A 12959-nucleotide genomic window follows, 5' to 3' on the forward strand; every position below is an offset into this window, starting at 1 on the left:
GCCGGAGCCGACTTAAGCTGGAGATATGAGCTTTAGTATCCGGCGCGCCCTCCCCGGCGACGCCGAGGACTTCGTGTCCGTCCATCTGCAGTCCTGGCGGGAGAGTTACGCCCATGTACTGGGGGATGAGGTGTTCCGGCGCCGGGAAGCGGACCGCAGCGCCGCCGTCGAACACCGGCGGGCAGCTCTGGCCGAACAGGCAATGGAGCCGGCCATTCGAAACTGGCTGGCCCACTCGGAAGACGGCCGGCTCCTTGGTTTCGCGTCCGCCGGCCCCGCACGGGACAGCGACGCGGACGTTCCGCTGGAACTTTGGTCCATTTACATCCTGGCCGAAGCATACGGAAAGGGTGTTGGACAAGCCTTGCTGGAGCAGGCCGTGGAAAAGGAACCCGCTTACGTCTGGGTGCTCGAGGACAATGCTCGTGCCCAGGCGTTTTACCGGCGCAACGGCTTTGTGGCGGATGGAACGTCAAAGGACCTGCCGCAGGTCTGGGCCGGCACCGGCATGGTGGAAATCCGGATGGTGAGGCACTGATGGGGCGCAAGCGCCCCGGCAAGGACCCGGTGGACGCCGTGGCCGGCACCGGCCCGGTGGCCGGCACCTATCCGATCGACACGGGAACCTGCGAACTGGTTCCGGATTCCTTCAGCCCCGACGGCTGGATCCTGATGGTGAACGGAGTGCACAGTTCGCATATCGACCTTGCCGACCCGCGGCACCTGGACTTCGAATACATGCGCTGGATCGCCGCCCTGGTGGAATCCCGCTGGCGTCCGGATGCCTCGCTGCGTGCCCTGCACCTGGGGGCGGCGGCGTGTTCGCTGGCCCGGTACCTGGCTGCCGTCTATCCCGGTGCCCGGCAGGTTGCCGTGGAACTGGACGGCAGGCTGGCTGAGCTGGTCCGCGGGTGGTTTGACCTGCCCCGGGCACCCCTGCTGCGGCTGCGGGTGGGGGAGGCCCGTGCCGTCACCGAAACCCTGCACGAGGACAGCCGCGACCTGGTGATCCGCGATGTCTTCGCCGGTGCCAAGACACCGGTGCCGCTGACGACGACGGAATTCACCGCGCAGGTGGTCCGGGTGCTCGCTCCCGGCGGCGTCTACGTGGTGAACTGCGGTGACACCCCGGACCTGCGCGGTGCCCGCGCCGAAGCCGCCACCATCTGTGCGGCGTTTGAGTACACCGCGGCGATAGCCGATCCGGCCATGCTGAAGGGCCGTCGTTACGGCAATATCATCCTGGCCGGCAGCGACACCCCGTTTGCGGAGGATCCGTCCCTGCCCCGCACCCTGCTGGGGGGAGCAGTGCCGGCCCATCTGTGGGCGGACGAAAAAGTGCGTAGCTTCGCGGCCGGTTCCCGGCCACTGCATGACGACCCTGTCCGGGAGGTGCCCGCGGAACAGTCGGTCGCGGCCCCCCGCCAGTAGCGCGCCGCGGGCGCCGAAGGGCGCCGGACCGGCAGCCTCCGCTTAACAGTCAGCATGCTTACTTAGTAGGGTGGTGGAAACGGCCGCGGCTTTCGGGCGGCGGTTGGACAACCACGATGGAGGCTACATGTTCAGCAAGAGCACATCCGAACCCGACCTGCCCGTCCCGGGCGCCCCGGCGCCGCAGGCCCCGGAACTGGCCGAACCGACGCAGCCGCGCGAACCGCTGCCGCCCAAGCCTGACCAGGATGGACCGGAGACCGTTACTGCCACAGGTGTGGCCACCGGGGCACCGAAGGCCTCCACCGCGCAGAGCGGACAATTCCTCACAACTGCCCAGGGTGCGCGGTTGCGGGACACCGATCATTCCCTGAAGGCCGGCCCCCGGGGCCCGGTGCTTCTGCAGGACCACCACCTGCGGGAAAAGATCACCCACTTCGACCACGAGCGCATTCCCGAGCGCGTGGTCCACGCCCGCGGCGCTGCCGCCCACGGCGTGTTTACCGCCAACGGCGCGGCCGAAGGAGTCACGCAGGCCGGTTTCCTGGCCAAGGGCGTGGAAACTCCCGTCTTTGTTCGCTTCTCCACCGTGCTCGGCTCCCGCGGTTCTGCGGACACGGTCCGGGACACCCGCGGTTTCAGCACCAAGTTCTACACCGCCGAGGGCAACTATGACCTGGTCGGCAACAACATTCCGGTGTTCTTTATCCAGGACGCTATCAAGTTCCCCGACGTAATCCACGCCGGGAAGCCGCACCCGGACCGGGAGATTCCGCAGGCCCAGAGCGCCCACGACACCTTCTGGGACTTCGTCTCGCTCCACACCGAAGCGCAGCATCACACCATGTGGAACATGTCCGACCGCGGTATCCCGCGGTCCTACCGCACCATGGAAGGCTTTGGCGTCCACACCTTCCGCCTGGTCAACGCCGCGGGCCAAACCACCCTGGTGAAGTTCCACTGGAAGCCCAAGCAGGGTGTGCACTCCCTGGTCTGGGAAGAAGCACAGATCATTAACGGCATGGATCCGGACTTCCACCGGCGCGACCTCGCGGACGCGATTGAAGCCGGCGCGTTCCCGCAGTGGGATCTGGGCATCCAGGTGTTCCCCGACACCGAAGACGAAATGTTCGAGGGCATCGACCTGCTGGACCCGACCAAGCTCGTCCCCGAGGAACTGGCCCCCGTCCAGGTCATCGGCACCATGACGCTCAACGCGAACCCCACGAACTACTTCGCGGAAACCGAACAGGTCGCCTTCCACCCCGGACACCTGGTGCCGGGCATCGACGTCACCAACGACCCGCTGCTGCAGGGCCGGTTGTTCTCCTACATCGATACGCAGCTGACCCGGCTGGGCGGCCCGAACTTCAGCCAGATTCCCATCAACCGCCCGCATGCACCCGTCAACGACATGCTCCGGGACGGGTTCCACCAGAGTGCGGACCATTCCGGCGTGGCGCCGTACCAGCCCAACTCCCTCGACGGCGGCTGCCCCTTTATGGCCGGAGCAGACATGGGTGCCTTCATCGACGTTCCTGTCGAGGTGCCCGCGGCCCGCAAGGTGCGCGAGAATCCGGCGACGTTTGATGACCACTACAGCCAGGCACGGATGTTCTTCCGTTCCCTGACGCCGGTGGAACAGGACCATGTGGTTCAGGCCTACACGTTTGAACTGGGCAAGTGCTATGAGGAGAACATCCGGCTGCGCCAGCTCCAGTCGCTTGCCAATATCGACAAGCGCCTTGCCGAGGACGTGGCTGCCGGCCTGGGCCTGACGGCCCCGGCTCCCGCCCTCGACGTTGCCGACACTGCCCCCAGCCCTGCACTCAGCCAGCTCGGCGGCTCCTGGCCGGTAGCCGGCCGGGTGGTCGGTGTTGTTGCCGATGAAACATCCGACCTGGCCTCGGTTGCCGAGGTCCTGGCAGCTGTCCATGCAGAGGGCATGGTCCCGCTGGTCATTGCACCGCACGGCGGCAAGCTGGGCGCTGAAATCACGGTCCAGCGGACCTACCTGACGGCCCGCTCCACCGAATTCGATGCCGTGGTTGTAGCAGCGGCTTCGGGTGCCGCGGCACCGGATGCGGTGGATAGCCTGGATGCCAAGGCGGGCAACCCCGGCGGGCACCCCTCCCTCGACCCGAGGGTCACCCTGCTCCTGACGGAAGCCTTCCGCCATGCCAAGGCCATCGGGGCCTGGGGGGACGGCGCTTCGGTCCTTGCGGCCGCCGGCATCCCCGCTGAAACAGCCGGCGTTGTTGTAGGCGGAGCCGCCGAGGTTGCGTCCGGCGTTACCGCGCTCCTGGCGAACCACCGGGTGTGGGAGCGTTTTCCTGCTGCATAGCTGATGCGGTTGCCGGTGCCGAAACCGGTTAAACACGAAGGGATCCGCGGCTGCGGGTCCCTTCGTGTTTGGCAGTACCGGGCGGAATTGGTCCCTGCCTAGATTCCCGCCAGCTCCCTGATGGGACCGATGCCGAAGAACAGGGCGAATGCCGCTGCCACCACGTACATCAGGGGGTGGACCTCACGGCCCCGGCCCTGGAAGACGCGGATGATGGTGAAGGAGATGAACCCGGCACCAAGGCCGTCAGCGATCGAGTAGGTGAACGGCATCAGCGTGAAGGTGAGGAAGGACGGCAGGGCCAGCCCGATGTCGCTCCAGTCGATCTTGCCCACCTGGGAGACCATCAGGTAGCCCACGACCACCAGGGCAGGGGCGACGGCTTCGAACGGCACCAGGTAGATCAGCGGTGTCAGGAACATGGCCACGATGAACAGCAGGCCGGTGACCACGGAGGCGAGCCCGGTGCGCGCACCTTCGCCGATGCCGGCGCCGGACTCCACGAAAATCTGGTTGGAGGAAACACCGGCACCGCCGCCGGCCACCGCACCCGCGGCATCCACCAGCAGGACGCGCTCCACGCGGGGGATATTGCCGTCCTTGTCGATGCTGCCGGCCTCGGTGGCGAGGCCCACCATGGTGCCCATCGCATCGAAGAAGATGCTGAGCAGGATCACGAAGACCAGCAGCGAGGCGGCCACTCCGCCCAGGGTCTGGAAGGGCCCTACAAGGCTGACATCGCCGATCAGGGAGAGATCCGGAGCAGCCCATTGGGGCATGCTCGGGGTCACCAGCGACCAGCCGGTGGCCACTCCGGCGCCCTGGCTGCCCGGCTCGGCCAGCCATTCGACGATGACGGCGAAAGCGGTCGAGGCGACGATGCCGATGAGGATCGCGCCCCGGACCTTGCGGGACATCAGCACAATGGTCAGCAGCAGGCCGAAGACAAACACCAGCGTGGGCCACCCCAGCAACTGGCCGCCGTTGCCCAGGCCCAGCGGCACAGTGGTGCCGGCCGCATCCGGGTTACGCCGGACAAAGCCCGCGTTGACCAGGCCGACCAGCGCTACGAACAAGCCGATGCCGACCACGATCGCGGTTTTCAGGCTGGGCGGAACTGCCCGGAAAACGGCGGTACGGAATCCGGTGAGGACCAGGATCACCATCGCCAGGCCTGCGATGACTACCAGGCCCATCACGTCAGGCCAGGTCAATCCCTCGTTGGAGGCAACCGTCACGGCCACGAAGGCGTTGACGCCCAATCCCGTGGCGATCGCGAACGGGTGCTTGGCCCAGATGCCCATAATCAGGGTCAGGATGCCTGCCACCAGGGCAGTGCCCGCCGCAATTGCAGGGCCGGGCATGGTGTTGCCCATCGAGTCCTCGCCGCCGAGAATCAGCGGGTTGAGAACCACGATGTAGCTCATGGCGAAAAACGTGGCCAAACCGCCGCGTACTTCGGCTGATACGGAGGAACCACGCTTGGTGATTTCGAAGTAACGGTCCAGCTTTGAACCTTGTTTGAGCATGACGCGTCCTCTGAACTGACCAGTGGTGGGGATGGTGAGGGAATCCAGCATTTAGATCTTATCGCGGGCACGCGGCAGTACCGCGAAGAACTGGCGGTTAGGCTGAAACGGTGACGAACCTTGTGCGCAATTACCTTCCCAAGTCCCGTTTCGCCGCTGTGGCTGCTGCCTTCCTGCTGGCCCTCTGCGCGGGGCTGCTGGTCTCCGCCCCGCCCGCTGCTGCACACGATGAACTCACGGGCAGCACCCCGGGCAACGGTGCAGTGGTGGACACGGCACCGGAATCCGTGGAGCTGACCTTCTCAAACGTTCCGGCGGCCATCGGCTCCGAGGTGCGGGTTTTGGATGAGGAAGGAACGGACTGGGCCGAGGGCCAGGTGCGGATCCTGGACAACACCGCCACCCAGCAGCTCCGCCCCGGAGCGCCTGCCGGCAGCTACACGGTTCAGTGGCGCGTGGTGTCCTCTGATGCCCACCCGATCGAGGGGACATTCGGGTTTACGGTGGCAGGCGGCGGCGGCACCGCGACCGACACCGGCACCGCCGCTCCGTCTACTGCTGCGCCCCTGCCGCCCGCAGCGAGCCAAAGCCCGGTGCTGAACCAGTCCGCCGATGCCGGATCCCCGTGGCCGGTGGTTGTGCCGGCAGCGGTGGTGCTTCTCGCCGTCGCAGTGCTGATTGCCCTGATCGTGCGTCGGCGGCTGCGCGAGGACTAGCACTCACCCCTGGGCAGGACCATGCGGGGTAGGTGTCCCCGCGTCCGCAATGGCCTCACCGGCTGCCTTGGCTTGGCGCATGAGGCCGCGGAGGGACGGCAGCAGGTTCTCGCCCACGCCGACGAGGTAAACGCCGATTCCCCGCAACGCCTCCACTGCTTCCGGTCCGGCGCCCACGCCCAGCGCCCGGGCCAGCTTCCGCAGATCCGATCTGGAGCAACTGGTGAGCACCACATAGTCGGCCAGGAGCAGGTTCCTGCCGGTGCGGATGGCCCATTTGCCGGAAGCGGCCGCCGGCGAGGGAAGCAGGCCGGCGGACGCAGCCAAAGTCATTTCCTGCGCTGCGGAATCCTCCCGGACGTCCAGCCGGTGGCTGGCAGCATAGGCGTGCAGCACGCGCAGCAGTTCCAGCCGTTCCGGGAACACCTCCGGCTCAGACGCCGCCTCCCGGATGGTGGCTGCGGCCGGTGCCGGGCCGTGGACCACTATCGAGTCCACCCCCTGCCGGCATAGTTCGGTGGCCACCGCCAACCCGCTGAGTCCGCAGCCGATCACCACGGCCTCGGTTAGCTCCGTTGCCGTTTCCTCGTGCTTTGTTTCCTTCTGCCCAGCGGAACCGGTTTGCGCGTTCTGGAAAGAATCCACGCAGTCGTTCCTTCCGACGGTTTGGGAACCTCCCCACAGGCTGCGGTCCTGAGGCGGAACCATATAGGCACTTGCCCGGCAGCGGTAGCGTAGCCCGCCGCCCGGCGCGGTACGCTACTGCCAAGGACAGCCGGAGGATGACGCCGGTTGGGGACCAGAGGGAGCGGCAGATGACTGATTCGACCTGGGGCGCAGGGGCCGGTGCTGACGGGCCTGCGGGCATCGTCGTCGGCGTGGATGGATCCGACCAGAGCATCTGCGCATTGTTCTGGGCTGCCCGGGAGGCGCGGCGGCGGCAGTGTCCGCTGCACGTCGTGACGGCGTACACCGTGCCCATTTTTGCCGCTTCCTCCATGGACGCCGGCTACACCACTGTCGATGACGCAATGATCCGCGACGGCGCCCGGCAGGTGCTGGACGAGGCCGTGGAACGGATCAGCCACTACGGGCTGGAAGTAATCCCGCGGGTGGAGACCGGAGATGCGGCAGCCGTCCTGCTGGAGCTCTCCGAAGACGCGGACCTCATGGTGGTGGGATCACGCGGCCGCGGCGGTTTTGTCGGGCGCCTGTTGGGTTCGGTCTCCAGCGCCCTCCCGGCACACGCGAAGTGCCCCACGGTGGTGGTGCCCCTGCGGACCGCCGGACGGCTTCCCGACTCGGGAGTACGGCCCCCGGCAAACTCGCCGGATCCGGACGCCGTGCACCGCGCCGTCGTCGTCGGCGTGGACGGCTCGGAACAGGGCCGTGCCGCATCACTGGTTGCGGCCGAACAGGCGCAGAACATGGGGCTGCCGCTGCGTATTCTGTGCGCGTTGCCGCCGTTCACCGGCTCGCTGGCCTGGGTGCCTGCCCCGCTGGACATCGAGGCGCTGCATGCGGAGCTGCATGAACAGCTCGACGCCGGCCGGGACTGGCTGCAGAGCCACTTCCCGGGACTGGAAATGACCGTTGAACTGGTGGACGGGGCGCCGGGCGAGATCCTGATTGAACGCACCGCAAAGGTTGAGCTCCTGGTGCTGGGCACCCGCGGCCGCGGCGGCTTTGCCGGCATGCTGATGGGGTCCACCAGCCAGAGCGTGCTGCATCACGCAAAGGGACCGCTGATGGTGGTGCCGGACCATGACGATCCCCGGCTGCTGGACCGGCCGAACTTCGGCCCGATGATCGCCGACTAACCGGCCGCACGCGATCAGGCGTGCTGCTGGCCTTCGTGCACGGCGTGGCTGGCCGGCTCGAGCTGGAAGGTGCAGTGCTCGGTGTCGAAGTGGCTGCTCAGGCATCGGGTCAGTCGGTCCAGGACGGTGTCCAGGCCGTCCGGAGTGAGGTGTTCCTCTTCCAGCACCACGTGCGCGGAGAACACCGGAACCCCGGAGGTGATGGTCCAGATGTGGATGTCGTGCGCGTCCGAGACCCCGTCCACCGACACAATGTGGTCGCGGATCATGCCCACGTCCACGCCCTGCGGGGTGGCCTCCAGCAGCACGTCGATCACTTCGCGCAGCAGCGACCAGGCCCGCGGGGCAATCATCAGGGCAATCAGGATCGAGGCCCAGGTATCTGCCTGCTGATAGCCGGTGGTCATGATGACGACGGCGGAGACCACCACGGCGGCCGAGCCCAGCAGGTCCCCCAGGACCTCCAGGTAGGCGCCGCGCACATTCAGGGATTCCTTGCGTCCGGCATGCAGCACCAGCAGGGAGATGAGGTTCGCCAGGCCGCCCACGACGGCGAACGGCAGCATCAGCCCGGTGTCGACGTCGGTTTCGGTGCCCAGGCGGCGGACCGCCTCGACGAAGATCACTACGGCAATCACAATCAGCAGCACGGCATTGGCCAGGGCCGCCAGGACTTCGGCCCGCTGGTAGCCGTAGGTCCGCCGAGACGTGGCCGGGCGGGCGGCAATCCATGCCGCGAACAACGCAATGGAAACCCCCGCCGCGTCGGAGAGCATGTGGCCCGCGTCTGCAAGCAGGGCCAAGGAACCGGAAAGCAGGGCGCCGGCAACCTGGATCAGGACCACCGAGATGGTGATGAGGAAAACGATCAGGAGGCGCCGCCGGTGCTTACCGGTAGCGGTGACTGTGCCCAGCCCGTGGCTGTGCCCGTGATGTTCACTCATGGTTAAAGGCTAGCCCCAGCCCAGTTCGTGCAGCCGTTCGTCGTTGATGCCGAAGTGATGGGCCACCTCATGGATGACGGTGATGCGGACCTCGTCCACCACTTCCTCCCGGCTGTCGCACATCCGAAGCAAGGGCCCGCGGAACACCACAATCCGGTCCGGCAGGGAACCCGCATCCCACCAGGAATCCCGCTCGGTCAGCGGGGTCCCTTCATAGACCCCCAGCAGTTCCGTGTCCGGATCTTCGTGCGGGCCCGGCTCATACTCATCCTCGATGAAGACCGCCACGTTGTTCATGGCGCGGGACAGGTCCGCAGGAATGGAGTCGAGGGCTGCTTCCACACAGGCGTCAAACTCGTCCGGGTTCATCTCGATTGGCACCCCTCCACTGTAGTGGCGCAGCCCTCACCGGAACCGTTTTGGATATTCCGGAAATAAGCCCTATAGTTTTAGAGTCCACAAGGGAGCGAAACGACTGGTTCACCAGCCGCTTCAATCCATGTGTGTTCTGTTGGCCCCCATCGTCTAGCGGCCTAGGACACCGCCCTTTCACGGCGGCGGCACGGGTTCGAATCCCGTTGGGGGTACTCAGGAGTGGTAAATGAGCCGGTGAGAATCTGGTAGAGTTTACACTCGTGAAATGCAAGGCCCTGTAGCGCAGCTGGTTAGCGCGCCGCCCTGTCACGGCGGAGGTCGCGGGTTCAAGTCCCGTCAGGGTCGCTCAGATTTTCTGAAGCGATTTGGAAGATCTCGGTGATCATCGGTTGATGATGCCAGGCTCTGTAGCTCAGTTGGTAGAGCGTTCGACTGAAAATCGAAAGGTCACCGGATCGACGCCGGTCGGAGCCACCAGCTAAAACCCCGTAGCTGTCTCGCAGGAGACAGGACGGGGTTTTTCTTTTTGCCCGCCGGAAGTTGCCCGCACACAGCGCGGATCGGCGGCTGCTGCGCCCTGCAAAACGTTCCGCTCCCGGGATACGCTGAACCCATGGATGAGCCCCGGAACACATCAGCGAACGCTCCCGTCACTGCGGCACCAACCGCCCCCGCACCGGCAGTCCCGGCGCACGCCGTGACGGGTACCGGCGATGCCGCCGTGATCGGCGGCCGCAACTCCATCAGCGAGCAGGCAGTGGCCAAGGTTGCCGCAATTGCTGCACGGGCGGTTCCCGGCGTCTTCAACCTCGGCAACAGTTCGGGGCGGGCGCTCGGTGCCGTGCGGGACGCCGTCGGCGGCACAAGCGCCACCTCCGGTGTGCACGTGGAGGTCGGCGAACGCGAAGTCGCCGTCGATATCAGCTTGATCGCCGTCTACGGCAATGCCCTGACGGTCGTTGCGAACAATGTCCGTGCCGCGGTCTACGGTGCCGTGGAAAAACTCGTGGGCCTTCGCGTGGTGGAGGTTAACGTGGAAATTTCGGACGTACAGCTTCCCACCGAGCCAACCGGTTCCGCACCGGTCGGCGGCGCGAAAGCGGTATAGGCTTCAAAGCACGTTCCTCGCAGGACGCACCGGGTTATGTGGAGCAGGTATTAAGGCAGGGGAAATGAAACCAACAGTCGTGGGAATGGCAATCGGGGCCGTACTGGCTTTCGCCGCACTGATATTCGATTTTTGGGGCTTTCTGCTGACCGCCCTGTTCATTGCAGTCGGAGCGCTGCTGGGCCGCGCTGCGGAAGGAAAGATCGACTTCCGCAGCGTAACCGACGCGCTGACCGGCCGCCGCTCCTCTTCGTGAGCACCGCCGGAATGACAGCGCCTCCGGCGATGGAAACCGGGGCGGGGCTGGCCGGGCACAACCGGATCAGCACCCAGGCGCTGACCAGCACCGCCAAGGCGGCCGCGTCCGAATACTTCCGCGTGCCGGCACAGCAGGTGCGCGTGCAGTGGACCGATGACCGCGGGCTGCTTGCGCTCTCGGTATCCCTGCCCATTGCGCTGCCCCCGCTGCAGGATCTCACTCCCGCCATGCTGCAGCGCGCCGGCGGGACGGTCTGGGAGCGGGCACACGCCGCCAAACCTGTTTTGCTCCGACGGGTGGCTGACCTTACCGGGTCCCGTCTATCCCGCGTTGACATCCGCATCACCGGCGCGCTGCCGGTGGAAGGAAGGCGGGTGCAGTGAAGCAGGCGGACCTGGACGTAACCAACAGAATCCTTCGACGGGAAACCCATTCGGCCCGCACCGCCGCGTCGGCCCTTGCGGCCGTCCTTGGCATTCTCTTTTTCGCGTATGTCCTGCTGGAATCGGTGCTCCAGGCGCTGGGCCAGGAGGCGTGGCTGATCGATCCGCCTACCTTCTGGCAGTGGCTGGCGGATCTTCCCGCAGGCACGGACCCGGTGATCCTCGGATTGTCCGGCGCGCTGATTTTCCTTGCAGGCCTGCTGTTCTTCCTGCCGGCCGTGCTGCCCGGACGCCGCGCCCGCTATGCGCTGCCCAACCCGCGTGCCGCCGTCGTTGTGGACGGTGAAGTCCTGGCCGCATCGCTGGCCCGGTGCGCCCGGATGCGCGCTGACGTCACTCCGCAGCAGGTGCTCGTAACGGTGGGAAGGACCCTGGTGGAGGTGCAGATCCGCCCGACGTCGGGCACTCCCGTGGACGCCGAGGCGGTGCGGGGCGCAGTGGAGGACGAGTTGCTGCTGACCAAGCTGGACCCGCAGCCGGCGGTCCGCGTACGGGTTGCCGAAACCGGGGTGATTGGACAGTGAACGCCACACCCCGGGCACTGAACCGTTTCCTGCTTGGGCTTCTTGGGTTCGTGCTGATGTGCATCGGCGGAGGGCTGGTGCTCATTTCCGCCTGGCCTGCCGCCGCGCAGGTCTGGCACGCGTTCGCAGCCGACGCCGGGCAGTCCATGGCTTCCGCGCTCTCCGCCACGGCGCTGCCGGGAGGCGGCAGCTGGATCTGGGTGGCGCTAGCCCTGCTGAGCTTCCTGGGCATAGTGCTGATGACGGTGTGGATGGCCGGCCAGGGCGGCGGCCGGACGGGAACACTTGTCTCCGAATACGACGACGACGGCGCCCCCGGCCGGGTCGAGATCAGCGGAACCGTGGCCGAGCAGGCCCTTCGCAGCGCCCTTTCCGAGAACCCCGATGTTGCTGCCTCCGCCGTCAGCACTTACTCGGTGAAGGGGCGCAGTGCACTGCGGGTGCGGATTACCCCGCGGCAGGGGGCCGCTCCGCACCTGATTGCCGCCGACGCCACCGCACTGGTGGAAACCCTGGACACCGTCCTCGGACACCAGACACCGGTGCTGCTGAGCCTGGAGGCCGGACGCCGGCTGCGCTTCGGCCGGGAGGACCGGGTCCGCTAGGACTGCCTAGGAGGCCCGGGCCAGCTGCCGGATGGGGATCCACCGCGACGCCAGCCGGCGGTACGCGGCGGCAGCGCCGGTCATATCGCCGTCGGCCAGGGACTCGATCCCCAGCCGCACGTCGGAGGGGGAATCGTCCGGAAAGACGAGGTCCGCCACCGGGCCGTAGTCCAGTTCCAGCACGGCGTCCGGGTCAAAGACTTCCAGCCAGGCGGTCAGCTCGGCCAGCTCGTCCAGCAGGTCAAGTTCCGGAGCGGCCATCGCCAAGGCAGCCGAGGCTGCACGCGCCCGGTCAATGCACTGCAGCACCGGCGCGGAGAGGCGGACGGTCTGGACATGCCCGTCATCCTCCACCACCTCGGTGTGGTCCTCCTCGTGCAGCAGGACGAACCAGCCGAAGGGCACGCCCCAGGTGGCGGAGCGGGTGTGGAGCTTCGCCAGCGAGTCGGCAAAGGAATCCGGATCCAGCCGCGCGGCGTGGGCCTCGCGGGCTACTTCCGGGACCAGCACGTCCACCAGGGGGCCGCGGATCGACTCGCCCAGGGATTCCGCCGCCAGGGAGGTGCGCACGGCCAGCTGGTTGGGGCAGTACAACCGGTTGGTGACCCCTTCCTGCGCCGGATAATGCAGAACCCGGACCAAGTCCGTAGCGTTGTGCGGGAAGGGGTCCGAGACCACCCGGACCAGCCGGCGGACGGCGTCGGTGCGTTCCAGGACCTCGGTTTCGTGGCGTCCGCGGGCACGCTGCTCCATGATTGCCAACTGCTGGTGATCATCAAAGGCGTCCAGCGGCTCGTAGACGCGGAGGTAGGAAACAAACGGGAAGGTGCGGTACAGCGACTGCTGCGGATGCCGCGCCAC

At 66.7% G+C, this 12959-nt stretch carries 15 protein-coding genes and 3 tRNA genes; 13 read left to right on the plus strand and 5 right to left on the minus strand.

The window, feature by feature from the left end:
• Positions 1-25: 25 nt before the first annotated feature.
• The 3 genes from N2K99_RS00740 to N2K99_RS00750 all read left to right on the plus strand — a co-directional run bounded on the left by N2K99_RS00740 (position 26) and on the right by N2K99_RS00750 (position 3775).
• Positions 26-538, plus strand: a complete 513-nt coding sequence (locus N2K99_RS00740) for a GNAT family N-acetyltransferase (protein WP_227920721.1) — start codon at positions 26-28, stop codon at positions 536-538.
• Positions 538-1431 (plus strand): spermidine synthase, encoded by an 894-nt coding sequence (locus tag N2K99_RS00745; RefSeq protein WP_227932614.1) that lies wholly within the window; start codon positions 538-540, stop codon positions 1429-1431. The genes N2K99_RS00740 and N2K99_RS00745 overlap by 1 nt, the downstream gene beginning before the upstream one ends.
• Before the next feature lie 127 nt (positions 1432-1558).
• Positions 1559-3775 (plus strand): catalase, encoded by a 2217-nt coding sequence (locus N2K99_RS00750; protein ID WP_227932613.1) that lies wholly within the window; start codon positions 1559-1561, stop codon positions 3773-3775.
• A gap of 98 nt (positions 3776-3873) precedes the next feature.
• Here the strand turns inward: N2K99_RS00750 and N2K99_RS00755 are convergent, their stop codons facing one another.
• Positions 3874-5304: an NCS2 family permease gene (locus N2K99_RS00755; protein ID WP_227932934.1), complete on the minus strand. Its 1431-nt coding sequence runs from the start codon at positions 5302-5304 to the stop codon at positions 3874-3876.
• Between the two features lie 110 nt (positions 5305-5414).
• Between N2K99_RS00755 and N2K99_RS00760 the strand changes: the two genes are divergently transcribed.
• On the plus strand, positions 5415-6020 hold the full coding sequence (locus tag N2K99_RS00760) for a copper resistance CopC family protein (protein ID WP_227932612.1): 606 nt from the start codon (positions 5415-5417) through the stop codon (positions 6018-6020).
• A gap of 3 nt (positions 6021-6023) precedes the next feature.
• On the opposite strand, the gene N2K99_RS00765 is transcribed toward N2K99_RS00760, so the two are convergent.
• Positions 6024-6665 carry an FAD-binding protein gene (locus N2K99_RS00765; RefSeq protein WP_227920730.1) on the minus strand — a complete coding sequence of 214 codons (642 nt, stop codon included), beginning with the start codon at positions 6663-6665 and terminating at the stop codon, positions 6024-6026.
• A 170-nt stretch (positions 6666-6835) separates the two neighbouring features.
• Between N2K99_RS00765 and N2K99_RS00770 the strand changes: the two genes are divergently transcribed.
• A complete protein-coding gene (locus N2K99_RS00770; RefSeq protein ID WP_227932611.1) occupies positions 6836-7840 on the plus strand; it encodes a universal stress protein in 1005 nt (334 codons plus the stop codon).
• A 14-nt stretch (positions 7841-7854) separates the two neighbouring features.
• On the opposite strand, the gene N2K99_RS00775 is transcribed toward N2K99_RS00770, so the two are convergent.
• Together N2K99_RS00775 and N2K99_RS00780 are read right to left on the minus strand one after the other, a co-directional pair.
• On the minus strand, positions 7855-8784 hold the full coding sequence (locus N2K99_RS00775; protein ID WP_227932610.1) for a cation diffusion facilitator family transporter: 930 nt from the start codon (positions 8782-8784) through the stop codon (positions 7855-7857).
• 9 nt (positions 8785-8793) lie between these two features.
• Entirely contained in the window at positions 8794-9153 is a 360-nt protein-coding gene (locus tag N2K99_RS00780) for a metallopeptidase family protein (RefSeq protein ID WP_227920973.1), read from the minus strand.
• 145 nt (positions 9154-9298) lie between these two features.
• Here N2K99_RS00780 and N2K99_RS00785 point away from each other — a divergent pair.
• The 8 genes from N2K99_RS00785 to N2K99_RS00820 all read left to right on the plus strand — a co-directional run bounded on the left by N2K99_RS00785 (position 9299) and on the right by N2K99_RS00820 (position 12098).
• Positions 9299-9371: transfer RNA gene (locus N2K99_RS00785), tRNA-Glu, on the plus strand.
• A gap of 59 nt (positions 9372-9430) precedes the next feature.
• Positions 9431-9504: transfer RNA gene (locus N2K99_RS00790), tRNA-Asp, on the plus strand.
• A 56-nt stretch (positions 9505-9560) separates the two neighbouring features.
• Positions 9561-9636: transfer RNA gene (locus N2K99_RS00795), tRNA-Phe, on the plus strand.
• A gap of 136 nt (positions 9637-9772) precedes the next feature.
• Complete coding sequence (locus N2K99_RS00800; protein ID WP_227932609.1) at positions 9773-10267, plus strand: Asp23/Gls24 family envelope stress response protein; 495 nt, start codon at positions 9773-9775, stop codon at positions 10265-10267.
• A gap of 64 nt (positions 10268-10331) precedes the next feature.
• Positions 10332-10523 (plus strand): DUF2273 domain-containing protein, encoded by a 192-nt coding sequence (locus tag N2K99_RS00805; RefSeq protein WP_227920735.1) that lies wholly within the window; start codon positions 10332-10334, stop codon positions 10521-10523.
• Positions 10524-10534: 11 nt separating this feature from the next.
• Positions 10535-10909 carry a hypothetical protein gene (locus N2K99_RS00810; protein WP_227932608.1) on the plus strand — a complete coding sequence of 125 codons (375 nt, stop codon included), beginning with the start codon at positions 10535-10537 and terminating at the stop codon, positions 10907-10909.
• Positions 10906-11493 (plus strand): DUF6286 domain-containing protein, encoded by a 588-nt coding sequence (locus N2K99_RS00815; RefSeq protein ID WP_227920740.1) that lies wholly within the window; start codon positions 10906-10908, stop codon positions 11491-11493. The genes N2K99_RS00810 and N2K99_RS00815 overlap by 4 nt, the downstream gene beginning before the upstream one ends.
• Complete coding sequence (locus tag N2K99_RS00820) at positions 11490-12098, plus strand: hypothetical protein (protein ID WP_227932607.1); 609 nt, start codon at positions 11490-11492, stop codon at positions 12096-12098. The genes N2K99_RS00815 and N2K99_RS00820 overlap by 4 nt, the downstream gene beginning before the upstream one ends.
• Positions 12099-12104: 6 nt before the next feature.
• Here N2K99_RS00820 and N2K99_RS00825 read toward each other — a convergent pair whose 3' ends face one another.
• Complete coding sequence (locus tag N2K99_RS00825; RefSeq protein WP_227920746.1) at positions 12105-12959, minus strand: hypothetical protein; 855 nt, start codon at positions 12957-12959, stop codon at positions 12105-12107.

Source organism: Arthrobacter sp. zg-Y1110, assembly GCF_025244865.1.
Classification (GTDB): domain Bacteria; phylum Actinomycetota; class Actinomycetes; order Actinomycetales; family Micrococcaceae; genus Arthrobacter_B.